12 protein-coding genes and 1 tRNA gene are annotated in these 17,149 nt (G+C 46.2%); 8 read left to right on the top strand and 5 right to left on the bottom strand.

The window, feature by feature from the left end; all coding sequences use genetic code 11:
* Positions 1 to 22 precede the first annotated feature (22 nt).
* Positions 23 to 1,006 (top strand): glycosyltransferase family 2 protein, encoded by a 984-nt coding sequence (locus ACYX4J_RS20945; protein ID WP_476177476.1) that lies wholly within the window; start codon positions 23 to 25, stop codon positions 1,004 to 1,006.
* Positions 1,003 to 2,229 (top strand): glycosyltransferase family 2 protein, encoded by a 1,227-nt coding sequence (locus tag ACYX4J_RS20940; RefSeq protein WP_476177475.1) that lies wholly within the window; start codon positions 1,003 to 1,005, stop codon positions 2,227 to 2,229. The genes ACYX4J_RS20945 and ACYX4J_RS20940 overlap by 4 nt, the downstream gene beginning before the upstream one ends.
* 84 nt (positions 2,230 to 2,313) lie before the next feature.
* On the opposite strand, the gene ACYX4J_RS20935 is transcribed toward ACYX4J_RS20940, so the two are convergent.
* The 3 genes from ACYX4J_RS20935 to rtcR form a co-directional block, all read right to left on the bottom strand.
* The gene (locus ACYX4J_RS20935) at positions 2,314 to 3,096 is read right to left on the bottom strand and encodes a TSUP family transporter (RefSeq protein ID WP_476177474.1); all 783 of its coding nucleotides are present in this window, start codon (positions 3,094 to 3,096) and stop codon (positions 2,314 to 2,316) included.
* A gap of 88 nt (positions 3,097 to 3,184) precedes the next feature.
* Entirely contained in the window at positions 3,185 to 4,675 is a 1,491-nt protein-coding gene (locus ACYX4J_RS20930) for a C13 family peptidase (RefSeq protein WP_476177473.1), read from the bottom strand.
* 60 nt (positions 4,676 to 4,735) lie between these two features.
* Entirely contained in the window at positions 4,736 to 6,334 is a 1,599-nt protein-coding gene (gene rtcR / locus ACYX4J_RS20925) for an RNA repair transcriptional activator RtcR (protein ID WP_476177472.1), read from the bottom strand.
* A gap of 219 nt (positions 6,335 to 6,553) precedes the next feature.
* Between rtcR and ACYX4J_RS20920 the strand changes: the two genes are divergently transcribed.
* The 5 genes from ACYX4J_RS20920 (at position 6,554) to ACYX4J_RS20900 (ending at position 13,923) form a co-directional block, all read left to right on the top strand.
* On the top strand, positions 6,554 to 7,783 hold the full coding sequence (locus tag ACYX4J_RS20920) for an RtcB family protein (protein ID WP_476177471.1): 1,230 nt from the start codon (positions 6,554 to 6,556) through the stop codon (positions 7,781 to 7,783).
* 189 nt (positions 7,784 to 7,972) lie between these two features.
* Positions 7,973 to 8,044, top strand: a tRNA-Ser gene (locus ACYX4J_RS20915).
* 369 nt (positions 8,045 to 8,413) lie between these two features.
* Positions 8,414 to 9,574, top strand: a complete 1,161-nt coding sequence (locus tag ACYX4J_RS20910) for a slipin family protein (RefSeq protein ID WP_476177470.1) — start codon at positions 8,414 to 8,416, stop codon at positions 9,572 to 9,574.
* Between the two features lie 46 nt (positions 9,575 to 9,620).
* Positions 9,621 to 10,640 (top strand): RNA 3'-terminal phosphate cyclase, encoded by a 1,020-nt coding sequence (gene rtcA, locus ACYX4J_RS20905; protein WP_476177469.1) that lies wholly within the window; start codon positions 9,621 to 9,623, stop codon positions 10,638 to 10,640.
* Positions 10,641 to 10,887: 247 nt separating this feature from the next.
* The gene (locus ACYX4J_RS20900; protein WP_476177468.1) at positions 10,888 to 13,923 is read left to right on the top strand and encodes a S8 family serine peptidase; all 3,036 of its coding nucleotides are present in this window, start codon (positions 10,888 to 10,890) and stop codon (positions 13,921 to 13,923) included.
* A 267-nt stretch (positions 13,924 to 14,190) separates the two neighbouring features.
* Here the strand turns inward: ACYX4J_RS20900 and ACYX4J_RS20895 are convergent, their stop codons facing one another.
* Positions 14,191 to 14,634 carry an SRPBCC family protein gene (locus ACYX4J_RS20895; protein ID WP_476177467.1) on the bottom strand — a complete coding sequence of 148 codons (444 nt, stop codon included), beginning with the start codon at positions 14,632 to 14,634 and terminating at the stop codon, positions 14,191 to 14,193.
* 468 nt (positions 14,635 to 15,102) lie between these two features.
* Between ACYX4J_RS20895 and ACYX4J_RS20890 the strand changes: the two genes are divergently transcribed.
* The gene (locus tag ACYX4J_RS20890; RefSeq protein ID WP_444915045.1) at positions 15,103 to 16,302 is read left to right on the top strand and encodes an alginate export family protein; all 1,200 of its coding nucleotides are present in this window, start codon (positions 15,103 to 15,105) and stop codon (positions 16,300 to 16,302) included.
* Positions 16,303 to 16,399: 97 nt separating this feature from the next.
* On the opposite strand, the gene ACYX4J_RS20885 is transcribed toward ACYX4J_RS20890, so the two are convergent.
* Positions 16,400 to 17,077, bottom strand: a complete 678-nt coding sequence (locus tag ACYX4J_RS20885; RefSeq protein ID WP_444892519.1) for a CHRD domain-containing protein — start codon at positions 17,075 to 17,077, stop codon at positions 16,400 to 16,402.
* Between the last annotated feature and the right edge of the window lie 72 nt (positions 17,078 to 17,149).

Genomic DNA, 17,149 nt, shown 5'->3' with positions numbered 1-17,149 from the left:
GAGAATTATAAAGAGAATTTGTATGCCTAACAGTAAAGTTGGGGTGGTGATACCAACATATAATGAAAACAATAATATTGTTAATACGTTGAACTCTATTGTTCATAATAATTCGACTGATGTAAAAATTTATTTATCTGACGATAATTCCTCAGATACCACGGTTGGGTTGGCCGCTGATTTTCTTCAGAAAAATAGAATTCCATATAAAATTATTTTAAACGATGGTAACAATGGGGCAGGCTATTGTAGGAATAGTGCTCTCGATCAAATAGCTGAGCCACTGACTTTATTTTTTGATGCCGATGATTTAATCCTCCCAAATATGTTGGATCGAGCTGTTTCAATTGCTACAAAAGTTAATAGTGATATTTTGTTGATGGCCTATCAGTGTAGATTTCCAGGAAGCACTATTAATCTTGGTATGGCAGGTGATGACAATTCCATTTTCTACAGAGCGCTTAGAGCCTTTGGTAACAGGACTTTCTCCGCTTTTGATCTTGATAGCATTCTATGTTTAACACCCTTTCCTTGGAATAGATTGATTAAAACCAGTTATGCTAAAAGAGTTTCCCTTAGATTTTCACAAACGCCTGTACATAATGATGTATTAGCACATTGGAATTTGCTCACAAATGCTAAAGATATTGCATTATTTGAATCCCCTTTCTGTATTCATAATGTCGACTCCACAGGAAATAGGTTGTCAAATATATCAGATGCACGGCGTATATCTGTATTACAGGTTTTTGATGAGATTGAAGACTTCTTTAATAAGAATATTAATCTTAGAGATAGGTTTTACCACTTGTATGTCAAAAGCAAGTTAGCATTGTTTAACTGGTGCTGGCGTAATCTTGACGAAGAGTATAGGGGGAGCTTTCAATCTCAGTTTACAAGATCTTTTCTATCATTGAGTAATGCGGATTTGAGAATACTCTTTGATAAAGATCCAGATACTGCTAATTCAGTATTAGATTACCGAACTTCAGTGGTATGCGCATGATTTCGATTGTCGTTATTTCAAAGTCTAGCGGTGTCTATCTCAATACCTGTCTGCAGAGTATTATTCGACAGCAATACAAGGACATAGAGATTCTTGTTCTTCATTTTTGCGAAAATGATGAGCGCAATCGAATTAATAAATTTACAGGTTCAATGCCCAGAATTCGAAGTATTCATATTCCGAGTACTTCACAGATTGATGACCAGCTAATTTTTGAATTTGGGATAAAAAATACTTTTGGCGAGTATGTTGGATTTATCGATGAGGGAGATTGTTGGTACCCTACCTTGATCCCTAAATTACAGGATATAGTCAATAGCGATAATCCGGATATAGTATTTTTTAGCCATAATAAACCCTTACAAAAATTTTCAGAATCAATTGATGATAAATTCAGGTTTGTTTTAAAAATAAATTCTATAAATGTCAGGAGGTTTTATCGCAGGGACTTTGTTTGTGGAAATAAAATATCCGAATTTATTTTGGGTTCCTGCGTTAATGGTCACTCTCTACATTGGATAACAACCGTCAAGGCTAAATCAATATTAGTTTTGCCAGAAATTGGGTCGTATAGTTTAGTCAATATGGATGAAAAGGAAAGTGATCTAATGGTTCAGCGATTGTTAAATCAATATCATTTTGTATTTGACTACTTAGCAAAAAATTCTAGTGATACGGATTATAAGAATGATCTTCTTGGGTGTTGGTTGCTGCATTTGATAGAATTACGACCGCTTTATGGTGATAAAAAAGTAATTTCTCTATTAATTAAGTCAAAATTAATAGAGAAATATACAGAAAGAGAATTTAATGAAGCTTTAGGCGCTCTGAAGTTAGACAGAGATAAGCAGAGTTTGGTGAGAGAGTGGTATTCCGATTGCAATAAGTTGGATAAATATTTAAATCTATTTTATAGGTTACTACCATCAAAGCTATCTAGCTATATACGACATAATGGTATTAGATACTCCATAAGCAGAGGGTTTCAAAATACTTATTATCGACTGCCTGACTGGGTAAAGTCACTGATAAAATTTACCAGGAAAAGAGCCAAGAGAAGAGTTTCCAATGATGAATTACTAGAGAGATTAGAATATCTAATAAAACAGAGCCGGTTTGAGCAGTATATGTCGATAATCAATGAAGATTTTGAGAGCAAGCTATCGAATCAAATCACCGAGATCAAGAAGGAGTTGATGGAGCTTAAAAAAGAAGTTCATTAAAGATCTTTTTAGATACTCCATAAAACAATCCAAAGTCTTAATATTTAATCTGATTTTTCTGAGTTCCAGCCACCTCCATACCTTTCAGAAGATATAATCTATCCATCCCATAGAGTGGATATATTTTATTAACATTCCACCACACATAAGAACTACCATTCCCCGTAAATAACCAGGATTAATTTTAAATAGAAAATGAGATCCCAGCCAGGCACCTATAACTTGTCCAATCATCATTAAGATTCCAGCAGCCCATAAAATTTGACCGGCAAATAAGAATACGATTAAAGATGCGATATTAGTGGAAAAATTGAGAGGTTTTGCATTGGCCGTGGAGGTTAGTAAATCCTGTCCCCTACAGGCAACGCCTGATAAGGCAAAAAATGATCCAGTTCCGGGGCCAAACATACCATCATAGTAACCAATAAATGGGATTACGCCATATTGGTATTTCTTTCTTGAGACCTTGGGTTTAGTACTACTATGAGTAAGGGATGGAGAAACTATAAAATAAATAGCGATAAATAAAAGAATAGCAGGAATAATAAATGACAAAACATCAGTATTGATGAACTGTACTGCTATTGTGCCCATGGCTGCGCCAATAAAGGCAAATAGCATTAGATTTTTAATCCCATCCCAACTGATCCTGTTATTTCTAAGCATCATGTAGGTAGCAGTTGCAGTACCAATACTGCCTTGTAGTTTATTGGTGCCCAAGGCAGCTAGTGGTGGGACGCCACTAAGAATAAGGGCCGGTACAGTTATCAGGCCGCCCCCACCTGCTAGTGTATCAAGTAGGCCCGCAATAACGGCGACGAAAAACAAAATAAACAATAACTCTACAGAGAGGCTAGCGAACTCCAAGAAGGTATCTCCTTTCGCTTGGTATTATGGTAGATAGTGATTAGTACCAAAAATAATTTTTTAGTCGGTTTGTACCGGAATTCCAAAATTAATAAATCGATTTTTTTCCATGCCACCACATTAGGAAATTCTCTCCCACTGAATATTGGGGCAGGGAGTGGCGGCTTCTTTTAATCCCCTGTTCCTGTTCCATCTCGGTTACTTTTAACTTGGCGGCTTCAAACCATGTCTCAGGATTATTCACTCCCTGATTGAGGGCTTCACCGTAAAGTGCGGAACTAAACCAGGTGCGCTCGGAATCATCGCTACATCCAAAGGAGCTGCGATCCGCAGCGGCCGAAGTAAAGATGACCCGATTGGGGCTATGTAGGGCTTCTACCCATTGACCGGAAAAGCAGGCTGAAACAACGATCCACTGGTACTGGGCGTTAATATTGTCCAGCAATCGTTGCCCATCTTTCAGTGAGAAGTCATTTAGGGGAATCTCCCCCTCGGCAATTTTGAAATCTCCATTTCGAGCACCATGGCTGACCAGGTGTATGAGAAGTAAATCTTCTTTGGGGTCCATTAATTGATCAATAGCATTGAGGCTTTCCTGGATACTGGTGCGGGTAGCCAGGGGGAAACCATATCCACCGCCGTTACTGAGGCGCAGCATACGTTGGTCAATGTTAAAGGCTTCGTCGAGGCGCTCTGCCACCCAGTCCAGCTCCCTTGCGAATACCGGAGAGGTGCCATCACCACCTATCAGTAGGGCGTAAGTATCGCGTACGCCAGGTCTCTGTGAGGGGAGGGCTTCTATAGCATTATGTAAACGCTCACTTTCGCTATAGAGGCGGGTTTCTGCCTGGGCACCGGGAATATCCGTCTGTGCGCGCCAGGCGTCTTCGCTGGGGTAATAGGTACCCCCGGAGAAATAGGCAGACTCCTCGACAGTGTTTCCTTCAGCATTCGTACTTATTCGTACGCCTTCTCCTTCTGCTTCTCCATAGCGAAAAGTGGCACGGATAATCGTGCCGTCAGGCTGGGTGAGTTCACCTTCGCCGGAATAGGAGCCGTACTCGAAGCTGCCGGTATAGCGATAGCCATCGCTATCCGAGTAGCTACCTTGTATTAAAAAACCGTTTTCAAAGCTGCCATGATAAAAGCTGCCATCTTCTGCAGTGAGTTTGCCTTCGCCGTGGGGATCAAAGTTTAAAAACTCACCATGATAACTCCCACCTTCATCCCAATTTAAAGTACCGCTTTGCAGCTCCCCTTTATGGAATTCTCCCGCCCACTCAGTTTCATCGCAGCTATAGCGACCTTTGCCGTGGGGCTCTCCGTTGAGGAATTCCCCTTCATAGCTACAGCCATCACTTCCAGTTAACTCACCTTCACCTGTCATGCGACCTTTTCGAAAGTCGCCACGATAAAGGCTGCCATTGGGCCATTCGAGCTGACCCTGCCCATGAAACAGACCGTTAAGCATCTCGCCTTTGTAAACAGAGCCATCTGGCAAGGCGGTACCACCTGCGAACTGGGTTGGCTCACAGGCGCTGAGTAAGAAAATAAACGGCGTTAAATAGGTGTATCTCATTCCATGATCCAGTGTCCGGCTTTTGGAATCAGACTAACAAAAAAAGCTGCCAGAGGGCCTCTATGTTTTATTCAACTGGTCGAATTTAAGACCGTATTTATCTAAAAGTTGGCGTACCCGGTGTGAGTCGTTGTTGGATTTTTTTGAGGTGCGGCTCACTTGAAATAATTTGCGTCCGGCCTCTGCCATCGAATTGGACTCTGCACAAACCTGAATTAGCCCAGCTAGTTTGATTTGCTCGTAGTAATCCATCTGCTCGATGTGGTCTAGCGCCAACAGTGTTTCGATACGGGCAAGGGGTAGCGATGAATCTGTTAGTGGGTTTTGCCATTTAATTCGCAACCTATGGATTTCCTCTTCCACTACCTGAGTCGTGATACGCCCACCGTCGGCGAGGGTACCCATACGCAGGATACTGGCGTTAAGGTCGCGAAAGTTCGCAGACCAGCTGGCCTCGCGGGAGCGCCCAAAACTCAGGTACTTTTCCCGTGCTGATCTATTAAAGCTGACAAGATGCCCGGATTTCCTGGAGAAAGCCTCCAGCTCAAAATCTATATTGGGTTCCAGGTCTTCAATACGCTCTCGTAGAGAGGGCAGTCGGTAGGTCCACAGATCGATACGGGCGAGCAGGTCCGCGCGAAATTTACCTTCTTGGCAGAGCTGTACGAGATCCCGGTTGGTACCGGCGATCAGCTGGAAGTGACTGCTTACCTCCTTATCAGAGCCGAAAGGCATAAAGCGTTTGTGCTCAATCGCACGCAATAACATGGCCTGCTCATCCAATCCCAACTCACCGATTTCATCGAGAAACAGCAGGCCCTTATCTGCTTCCATTAGCAAGCCTGGCCGGTGGGTGGTGGCACCGGTATAGGCGCCTTTACGGTGGCCGAACAGGGCGGACATGGCATTCTCGCCGCGCAGGGTGGCGCAGTTAACGGCTACCAGGCCACCCTCCAGCTTGCCCCGCTGCTTGCGTAGTTCAAAGACACGCTGGGCCAGCTGGGATTTACCTGCCCCTGTGGGACCGGTAATTAGTATGGGGGCGTCGGAGCGAATCGATACCTGCTCCAGCTGCTCGATCATCTGGTTAAAAGCGAGATTGTTGGTCTCGATTCCCCCCTTCAGATAGGTGGTGCCCTCCTGGTGTTCCCTCTGGAAGCGCGAGGCAATCTGGTCGTATTTGGACAGGTCCAAATCGATGATTTGGTATTCGCCCGGCAAGCTACTGTTCTTTCGCGCCGGGGAAGTTTGCAGCAGACGTCCGGGGAAATACCCCGCCTCTGTTAACAGGTACAAGCAGATCTGCGCTACATGAGTACCGGTGGTGATATGCACCAGGTACTGCTCGTCATCCGGCTTGAAGCTATAGGCGCGGGCGAAATCCAGCAGATTGCTATACACGCTCTCGAAATCCCAAGGGTCATTGAAGTTCACCCGGTGGTGGACCACTTCGGTCTCTGGAGACACCCGCGCAATATCTTCTGTGACCTGGTCAGCCAGGTTTTTTGAGTGGTTGTCGAAAAGGAGCTCCAGCCTATCGATCAATAAGTCATCGTGCTGGCACATGGAAATGTTTGGGCGCCACTTATCCCAGCGCTTGTCGCCTTTGCCGCGCCGGTCCTTACTAGTACCGAGAATACTGATAGCGATTGTCTTCATGCTATCTAAAATATGATTTAACTATCAAAAAAGATAGATATTTATGAATCCCTTGTCTCAAGAAATCTAGTAAAAAACCCTGAGATAAAAAATAAATCGTTAAAAAACAATAGGTTACAAGTATTTTTCAGTTGTCTGCAAAAGTTGGCACCCAATTCGCTATATCAATAACTAAATGAAATACATGAATACCAAGCGCGGTTTCAAAAGGAGTGGAAGATGAAACCAATGCCATATGAAGTAATGCAGGCAGGTGGGGTACCGATTAAGTCCTGGACCCTGGGTGTGCCTTTTGAAGATGAAGCCAAAGCGCAGCTCAAAAATATCTCGCAGATGCCATTCATCCATAAATGGGTCGCGGCGATGCCTGATGTACATCTGGGCAAAGGCGCCACTATTGGAAGTGTGGTCCCAACTCTGGGGGCAGTAATTCCCGCTGCCGTAGGGGTGGATATTGGTTGCGGCATGATGGCGGTTCGCACCAGCCTGACGGCGGCGCAACTGCCGGACAACCTGGCTGGAGTGCGCAGCGCCATCGAACGCGCCGTGCCCCACGGCCGTACTGGCCGGCACCGGGGGAGAGGGCGGGACAAGGGGGCCTGGGAGAATCCACCGGACGATGCACTTGCCGGTTGGGCGCCTCTAGCCGCCCAGTTTGAACTGCTCAAAGAGAGGCATCCGGTATTAAAGAATACTAATAATATCAATCACTTGGGAACACTTGGTACAGGCAATCACTTTATCGAGATGTGCCTGGATGAACAGGGTAGCGTGTGGTTGATGTTGCATAGTGGCTCTCGGGGAGTGGGAAATCGAATAGGCACTTACTTTATTGAGAAAGCCAAGCGGGATATGGAGCGCTGGCATATCCACTTACCGGACAGTGACCTGGCCTATTTCCCGGAAGGTACAGAGCACTTTGATGACTATGTGCAGGCGGTGGAGTGGGCGCAGGAGTTTGCCCGTATCAATCGTGAAGTAATGATGGTGCGAACTATTAGCGCGGTGAAGCAGGCCCTGGGGATGGATTTTGAGGCACGGATGGAAGCGGTGAATTGTCACCACAATTACGTTTCCCGCGAGCATCATTACGGCAAAGATGTATTGGTGACCCGGAAAGGCGCTGTAAGAGCGCGTGCCGGCGAAATGGGCATTATTCCCGGTAGTATGGGGGCCAAGTCTTTTATTGTGCGGGGGCTGGGTAATGAAGAAAGCTTCTGTAGCTGTAGCCATGGGGCCGGACGAGTGATGTCCCGTACCAAGGCCAAAAAGCTGGTCTCCCTGGAAGAGCATCGCGCGGCCACCGCCGATGTGGAATGTCGAAAAGACGAGGGCGTGATCGATGAAACCCCATCGGCCTACAAACCTATAGAAAAGGTTATGGCAGCACAGAAAGACCTGGTGGAAATCGTCTACACCCTCAAGCAAGTGGTTTGCGTCAAAGGCTGACGCGTTTTAGGCCAGGGATCGGCCGAACTAAGGCAATTGCTAAAGTATGCAGGCCGCCGGGCGAATTCGCCGGGTTGCCGCAACCGAGTTTGAGGCCTTTAGCCCGTCAGCGGAGCCGGTTCTGAATCCCGGCCCGGCACCACCGCCTATGGCGGCAGGTGTACCTACGGGATAGAAGTTCAAACGCCTACTTTGTAGCTCATTTGGTAGAGCAGTCGATAACTTATCGATTTGTAGCAGGTTCGATTCCTGCCAAAGTCCTATCGTTATCCAAACGACCTGGAAAGAGGCGAGAGCCTGGGGTTCGACTCCCCATTAAAAATCTACCTGGGGTCCGATAGCCTCTCGATACGGTAAATAGGGTTTAGCGATTTACTGCGGAGGCACTCTGGCAACCGTGTCGTTAATTGTGGGTCTGCCCTGTGCGATCCAGCGGCAAGATTTACGGTTGTGTCTCCTGGCCAAGGATTTTGGCTGCAGGCTCAGGGGGAGCCATGTGGGGAAAATCGTAATTCCTCTGCCGCTGGGCCCCGCTCGGCACAAACGGTTTACCACCTGTCGCTGGACGGGCCCCACCCTTGCGGCCCATTGGGGTAGCGCAGTATGAAAATGGAATAAAAGATAAGAACCATGATATCTCTGTTCAAAATATGGAAGAACGTGGATGTTGCGGATAGCGAGCGAGTGTTGCTATTTCGCCGCAACCGTTTTGAAGGGGTGCTGCCACCTGGCAGCCATCGTATATCCCTATTGTCCGGTGATGTACGGGCAGAAACTTATGATATTACCGATGTGGTATTCGGTGAAATCAAAGCCAAATTTTTGTTAAACACCTATGGTGAGATCCTTGGTGAATACCTGCAATCCTATGAATTGTCAGACCATCAGGTGGGATTGTTTTACCGGGATAATCATTTGATCGATATTTTGCCACCGGGTACTTTTCGCGCTGTGTGGAAGGGCGGTGAATCCGTGCGGGTGGAAATCGTGGATATCTCTGAGGAATACGCCATCGATAAAAAAGTCCTGGGCTTACTGGGGCGAGGTGTACGTGCTGGTCAAATGCGCACCGCCCTTCAGGCGGTAAGCTACAACGAAATTCCCGATGAGCACGTGGGCCTGTTAATGGTCAACGGTAAGTTGGAAAAGGTGTTACAGCCCGGCTGTTATGGCTACTGGAAATACAACCGCTCTATCGAGGTTAAGGTACTGGACTTGCGGTTGAAAACCATCGAAGTCAGTGGTCAGGAAATTCTGACCAAGGATAGGGTCAGCCTGCGTATCAACTTGACTGGTGCTTACAAAATTGCCGATGCAAAAAAAGTAGCGCTAAAGCTCAGCGATAGTACAGGCTTTATTTATCGCGAATTGCAGCTGCACTTGCGCGAGGCCGTGGGTACTCAAACCCTGGATAGCCTTCTGGCTGATAAGGACAGGTTGAATATTGTGATTGCGACCGGCATCCGCGACAAGCTGGCGAAATATGGTATCGAGCTTACCAGTGTCGGGGTCAAGGATATTATTTTGCCCGGCGATATGAAGATGATCCTCAATCAGGTTGTAGAAGCGCAGAAGGAATCTGAGGCAAACCTGATTAAGCGCCGGGAAGAAACCCAAGCTATGCGATCTCTGCACAATACCGCCAAGCTGATGGATAACAACCCGGTACTGTTGCGCTTGAAAGAACTGGAAGCTTTGGAGCGGGTCAGCACCCGCATCGATAAGATTTCCGTATATGGCGGTCTCGATGGGGTGATGAACGAGTTGGTGAAGTTGCGCCCTACGGCTTAAAGACGCCACTCACCAAAAAAAGATGTAAATTTTAAGGAATTAAACAGTGATTGAGATAGACGGCGCCCAGGGGGAGGGCGGCGGACAGATTTTGCGGACATCCCTCACCTTGTCTGTTTGTTTGGGAGTACCGGTTCGAATTAAGAATATTCGAGCAGGTCGTAAAAAACCCGGTTTGTTGCGTCAGCACCTAGCCTGCTTGCGAGCAGCTAAAGCGATTAGCCATGCCGAAGTCAGCGGCGAACAATTGGGTGCTTCGGAAATAACTTTTGCACCGGGAAAAGTGCGTCCCGGTAAATACCACTTTCCTATTGGCTCGGCCGGTAGTACCAGTTTGGTGTTTCAAACCGTGTTGCTACCGCTGTTATTGGCCGATGGGGACAGTCAGCTGTGCTTTGAAGGCGGCACTCACAATACAAGTGCTCCCAGTTTTGATTTTATTGCTCAGGCCTATTTGCCTCTATTGGCTCGTATGGGCGCCGGTATAGAGTTGGCTCTGGATAATCATGGCTTCTATCCAGCCGGAGGCGGCTCCTGGAGGGCTAGAGTTCAGCCCGCCTCGCAATTGTCAAAACTGGAGCTGACAGAGCGTGGTGAAATAGTGGATTGCGAAGCAGTGGCTACCTTTGCCCATATTCCCGCCCATGTAGCCCAGCGGGAGTTAGCGCAGGTGCGCAAGAAGTGCGATTGGCAACCGGATCGCCTGTACCAAAAGCGGGTGAAATCTCAGGGGCCGGGTAATTTATTGTCGTTGCGGTTGCAATTTGAAAATGTCACAGAAGTTTTTGAGTCTGTGGGGGAGCTTGGGCTGAGTGCCGAGCGGGTTGCTCAGCGCGGAATCTCACAGATGCAGGGATATTTAAATTCTGGTGTGCCGGTTGGTGAATATCTGGCTGATCAGTTGTTGCTACCGATGGTCCTCGGGGCGGGTGGCCGTTTTCGAACATTAAATCCTAGCCAACACCTGCTGACCAATATTCAGGTAATCCGAAATATCACCGGTACGGAAATACAAATAATGGAATTTGGTGACAATGACTGGGAGGTTTTAGTTGATTGTAATTAAGGGGTTTCAAAGAAAAAATTAAGTTATCAAATAAAAATATACTTAGGTTATTATAGCCCCCCTTCATAGAAGCTTTTGCTTACTCATATTACAAGGAAAATAAAGGAGATTTCTGCAAGTTGTAGTGGTGCTTCGGTACTAACTTTGGCGTCAATACTCAGGCTTGCGAATATCTTTTTTGATTTCTCTTTCTGCAACATTTTTTCTTGATGAACTTTTAATAAACTTATAAAAGGAATTTATAGGAATGAGTACTAATCTCCTAAAGCTAGCAGTTCCACTGCTAGCCCTGATAACAACGGCATGTGGTGGTGGCGGATCATCAACATCTGAAGCGAATCAGGCACCAGTAGCCAGCTTTACTTTATCTCCTGAGTCTGGGCTCTCGCCGGCGGTTGTTACATTTGATGCGTCTGCGTCCAGTGATAATGATGGCAGTATTAATAGCTACCACTGGGATTTTGGCGATGGCAGTAGCGCGAGCGGGAAGGATGTCGAGCATACTTTCTATGCAGATGACGATACCGATCAGGAGTACACAATTAAGCTGACTGTAACTGATAATGATGGAGCTACGGATTCAGCCGAGAAAACGTTTACAGCACTAAAAAATTCACGGCCTGTTGCAAAGTTTTCGTACAGTCAACCAGATGCAAAATCTCGTTCAATTAAGTTTGACGCATCAGATAGTACAGATGTGGAAAGTAGCGAATTACTTTACACGTGGGATTTTGGTGATGGTAACACAGGTGAGGGTGTACAGGCCGAGCATGAATATCAGGAAAACGGAGAATATGAAGTTCATCTTCTGGTGGACGATCAAACAGGATTGACTGATGAACAGTCTATTAGCGTAATCGTCAGCAATGGAGAATTTCTTATCTCAGGCCAGCTGTCGCTTTTGCAGGGTGTATTTGTTGATAGCGATACCAATGATTCAAACACCGAGCACGTGTCTAATAACTACATGAAAGATGCACAGGCGATTTCAAGTATTAGCGAAGTGTCTGGTTTTGTAAGCCGATTAGATAGTAGCTCCGAGGAAAATCGATACGATTTTTATCTCGCTACCCTAAAACAGAATCAGGAAGTATTCCTCCACATGCAGGAGTGGGATGACGGTAGAGCAGATATTGACCTGTCTCTCATCGATGAATCTGGAAATTGGGTAGATGGTTCATATGGTGTTGAAGATGAGGAGTCTGTGCTGGTACCTGAAGACGGTACTTATTACGTAGTTGCGTATGCTTTCGGGGGTGCCTCAGCATACCGAATGCGATTGTCTTCAGTTCCGACGGTTGCCGGTGCAAGAAAAGGAATCCGGGCTAGTGACAATTTTGTGGCCAATCAGCTAGTAGCTCGTCTTAAGCCCAGTGTTAAAGCTGCTGGTATTCAAGCGCTGGACTCAGTGGGTGCGATTAAGGGAAGTTCTGGAGCGCATCGACCGATGCTATTAGATGCTAATCAGGCTGCAATCGGGTTTGGTAAGGCTAAGGCAACTGGCACTGTTACAGATTTAAGCCGCACTGGAATAAAAGTTCCTAGTGAAGTGCAGTTCAAGTTGGAGACCATTGATGCACTTAAGGGCCTTCATGCCAGCGGTCAGTTTGAGTATGTGGAATTAAACCGTATTCGCAAAAATCAGTCAGTTGACGACCCACTTTACCCCAGAATGTGGCACTACTCGCAAATTGCTGTATCAGATGCATGGACAACTTCTACGGGTGAAGGGGCAATTGTCGCGGTATTGGATACGGGTATTTTATCCGGGCACCCGGATATGCAGGGGCAACTGGTTGCTGGTTACGATATGATCAGTGACAGTAATATGGCGGTGGACGGGGATGGTATTGACCCTAATCCAGAAGATCCGGGAGATGATCCATATGGTACTTCTGACTCCTGGCATGGGACCCATGTGGCGGGCACTATCGCAGCAGCGACCAATAACGGCGTCGGTATTGCAGGGGTTGCTTATAACGCCAAGATTATGCCTGTGCGGGTACTCGGCTACGGCGGCGGGAGTGATTATGATATCGCACAAGGCATATATTTTGCGGCTGGCATTGCGAATGATTCCGGTACAGTCCCTGATCGCAAAGCAGATGTCATCAATATGAGCCTCGGTGGGTGGGGCTATTCCCAGACTATGCAGGATGCGGTAAGTGCAGCTCGTGCAGCTGGTGTCATAGTGGTTGCGGCAGCGGGAAATGCTGGGTCTGATGCCACTAACTATTCTCCAGCTGGTCTGGACGGGGTTGTGACGGTAGCTGCGACTCGAGAGGGGGGCGAGTCTGCGTGGTACTCCAATTACGGGTCCGTTGTTGATTTGACTGCGCCGGGGGGAGAAACAGGACAGTTCAATGCCGACGGTGGTGTGATTAGCACGGTCGGGCAAGAAACCGAAAGTGGGGAAATAGAATTTACCTATACAGGGATGCAGGGCACTTCCATGGCCGCACCTCATGTGGCTGGTGTTATTGCTCTTATGAAAGAGGAGTGGGAGTCAATGACTCCCGACGACTTTGATGGGTTAGTCACAGACTTCAAGGTTTCATACGGCGAGACACCGGATGCCTTTTACGGATATGGTGAAATTGATGCGGAGCTCGCTGTTGCCTCGGCAAGAGCCCAGGCCACTGGCTCGGCTATGGCTGGTCGCCTTTATGTCGAGAATGGCCACCAGCGAGAGTTGTGGACCCAGACCGAGCTGGATATTGAGCTGCTCGCCGATACATCGGGAGTTTCGGTGGCTGAAGTTAGCGTGTCAGACTCTTGGTTAAGTGCCACTTACCTGGATGAGGAATCAAGCGGACTTGGTAGTTATCGAGTTACTGTAGATACCGATTCCATGCAAGCCGGACGCTATACCGGCACCGTGAGTTTTACAGCATCTACAGATACCCGATTTGATCTGTGGGTGTCGGTACAGGTTGTCAGTGAGGAGGTTGCTTCAGATTCATATGCTGGTGCTATATATGTGGAGTTTGTAGATGTTGAAACGGGCGAAGCTGTTGGTCGGGTGATGGCAACTTATGATCCTGAACTGGGAAGCTATAGCTACACGTCGCCACCATTAGATGCGACCTCGGAATCTGGCTTTGGAGTGATGGCTGGTACTGATGTCGATAATGATGGTGTTATTTGTGAGATAGATGAACTCTGCCAGCGATTAGAAGGTGAGGATGGCTGGGATCCGGTGATTGCGGGACCATCTCATATGGACGTGAAAAACGTAGATATGGAGTTGGGTGTGCTGTCGGAAACCCTTGAGGAGTTATAAGCTCAGGTATGCTTGATTAAGTTTGGCAATCCCCATCCTTGATGGGGATTGCTGCAAGTTTAAGCACTTATCTACTTAATAATGCATAGCATGGATTTGTAAATACCGTTTAAGTTGTCAAATCCGTGTAAAATTCCATAGTTTTTACAATTGTCAAAATCAATAACTGACTATTGGATTTCGTAGTTATTGATCTCTTCTTTTGTTACGGTCAGGTTAGCTCAGATATCAATACGTAAACGGCGTCACGTATTCAGCCCCGCAATATCAATAACTATTTGGCCTGCCATCACCACTTTCCAGGAAGTCCCTCAAGCTGCCGAGTAGATAGTGGTCCCAACCACTCTTACACATATCCCAGCATTTAATGTCAGGGGATAGGCCAATGTGAGTGAATATGATTTCGGTTCCATTGTTGGCACTGCTAAATTCAAAACGTAGTGTGGTTCCTTCCCACTCTTTGGGATCATCAACATATTCTGAGATCATAAAAGACTGTATACATTCGAGCTCTATCAGCTGCATAGGTATTAATCTTTTGGCGCGAAATATCCAATATGATTTCCCTTTAAACCCAGTTTTGGCGACATCATCAACGGCCAAGAATGGAGCGCTTGTGGGAGTCCACCACTTGGGCATTTGTTCAGTTACTGCCAGATAAGCTCTTTCTTGTGTAACTGGGCTTAAGAAAGATACGGTGTAGTCAGACATAACTCTCTCCCACTTGGGTTTTTTCTTTGGATAGATTTTCAATATTAGTTTTAGCTTTGAATACTATTCTTGCAAGTGCTCAAGTTGAAATTATTTGGTTTATTGAGTCGGCCTAATGGTATTACTCTTTTATTTTACTCATAGTAAATGTCGTTTATTATGATTTTTTAATGCCTATATTAGTTAAATTTATTCAAAATGTTCCATTAAGCTGTTTTTTCCTGTTTTATTTAGCTATGGAAAATCTTATTTCAAGTGGTTGATGTGTCTCAGTTAAATTAAATTTTAAAAGAGCTGAATATATTTAGAAGAAGACAATTTCACTGATTTATATCAATAGCTAAGTTGCTACTTGAACTGCATAATGCCCTCGCACCTGGGATGGCTGCTGAATATTGGAATTATTTTATGGAATGAATCCTGTTTCAGCGGTTGCCTTCTACTTAATCTTTTGCAAAGGAACGGCGAATGAAACAACAGAAATTATCCACCGTAATCGCGGCCATCATCCTTGGCATTTCCGGCTCTCAGGGAATTGCAGCAGAGAATGAAAGCGCCACACTCACTGATGCCCTGACTTCAGGGCAGGCGGGGGTAAATCTTCGCTACCGGATAGAAAATGTTGATCAGGACAATATGGACGATGTTGCTATCGCCTCAACCTTGAGAACCCGCCTGAATTGGACCAGTGGCAGTTACCGTGGTTTTGATGCGTTTTTTGAAGTGGATAACATTAGTGAAATTGGCAACGACAATTACAATTCCACCGTGAATGGCAATACCGAGCACCCCGTGGTTGCCGACCCCCAGGGCACAGAGGTTAATCAAGCTTACTTAAAGTACAGTGGTTTTAACTCTATGGTGATTGCTGGTCGACAGCGAATTAACCTGGATGATCAGCGCTTTATCGGTGGCGTGGGTTGGCGCCAGAATGAACAGACGTATGACGGCCTGCGTTACCAATTTGGCGGGGAAGGGGAGTTACAGCTGGATTACAGCTATATCTACAACGTAAACCGTATTTTTGGTGAAGACAGTGACTTATCGGACCTGGATGGGGATATTCAACTGTTTCATGCCAGCTATCCATTGGTAGAAGCGCATAAGTTAACTGCCTTCTTCTACAACTTGGACCTGGATAACGCTGAGAGCTTCTCATCCCGTACTTTCGGTGCCGCTTACCGGGGAGATTTTGGCCTGTTTGAAACTCAGCTGAGTTATGCCCGCCAGGAGGATATCGGCAATAATCCCAGTAATTTTGCAGCCGACTATTACCTTGCTGAAGTTGCCGCTCCATTAGGGCCAGTAAAAGGCAAATTGGGTTATGAAGTTCTGGGTTCTGACGACGGTGTGGGTTTTAGCACACCACTGGCGACACTACACAAATTCCAAGGCTACACAGATAGGTTCATTGAAACTCCAGCAGATGGTGTTGAAGATTTATATCTCGGTGCCAGCCTGGCGCTTTCCGGGGGAGATTTGGGAATTACTTACCACAGTTTTGAGGCCAATGAAGGTTCAGCAGATTACGGGACTGAATGGAATATCAGTTATGGTCATGAGTTTAATGAATATTTCTCAGCGTTAATAAAATACGCCGCTTACGATGCAGATGACTACAGTGAGGATACCGATAAGCTCTGGTTGATGCTTACAGCAAAATTCTGATTTTTGTTAATTAACAATTTTCAGGTAGATATAAAAAAGCTGGGTTCCATAAATAAGGAAGCCCAGCTTTTTCTTGTCTCAGCAGTAAATTTGCAATCTACTTATCCATTGTTAGCAGGCCGGAAACCTCACCTTTGGGGTCCAGCTGGGTATGCAAGTTAACAAAGACCTTCCCATCCATTAGCGCCTTGCGATAGGGCTCCTCCACCATCCACTTGCCCATGATATATCCACTGGTGCCTTCAGCACATTTTTTTGCCAGGCCGTGCTTGCCCTTGTCAGTTTTAGTCTCGGGCCAGTCGGGAACCATTCCCGGGTGATTGGGCATTCCGCAGATAGTTTGAATAATTGGGCCACTGGGTTTACCCGGCTTGCAAATAGGAGGCTCTTTGCCATCGCCTGCACATTGCATATGGAAGTGCGACATTGCCACCCCGCCCTTTGATAGATCGCTGTAGCCCACCATAAAGTGCAGCATATGTGACTGTTTGTCGTAGGCGCCAATAAAGAAGCCATCGGCATCTTTGGGGGTTTGCGGATTCACCTTCTTGCCGAGCATATTCTCATTAGCGGTGGTTAAGTCAGATTTAAAGATGGTGAACATCTTGTCATTGCCCGCTTTGGACCAGGCTTTCTCACCACCAGCCCCATGCTTGGCAGCTGATGGATCTTTCTCTTTTTTGTTATGGCTATCGGAAACCGTGAATGCAGAATAAGCCAGCAGAAATACTGCCAACATTAAGAAAGTGGCTCTGGGCAATGAACTCAGTTTCATAAACCTCTCCTCTCTATTAAATCGATATAGTCATTGCTTAATGGAATGGTTGGGTGCCAGGCCATCGAGGGG

It is taken from the genome of Microbulbifer sp. ABM4_008 (assembly GCF_056311705.1).
The sequence above is the reverse complement of the archived record's forward strand: the minus strand, read 5'-3'. Positions and strand labels throughout refer to the sequence as shown.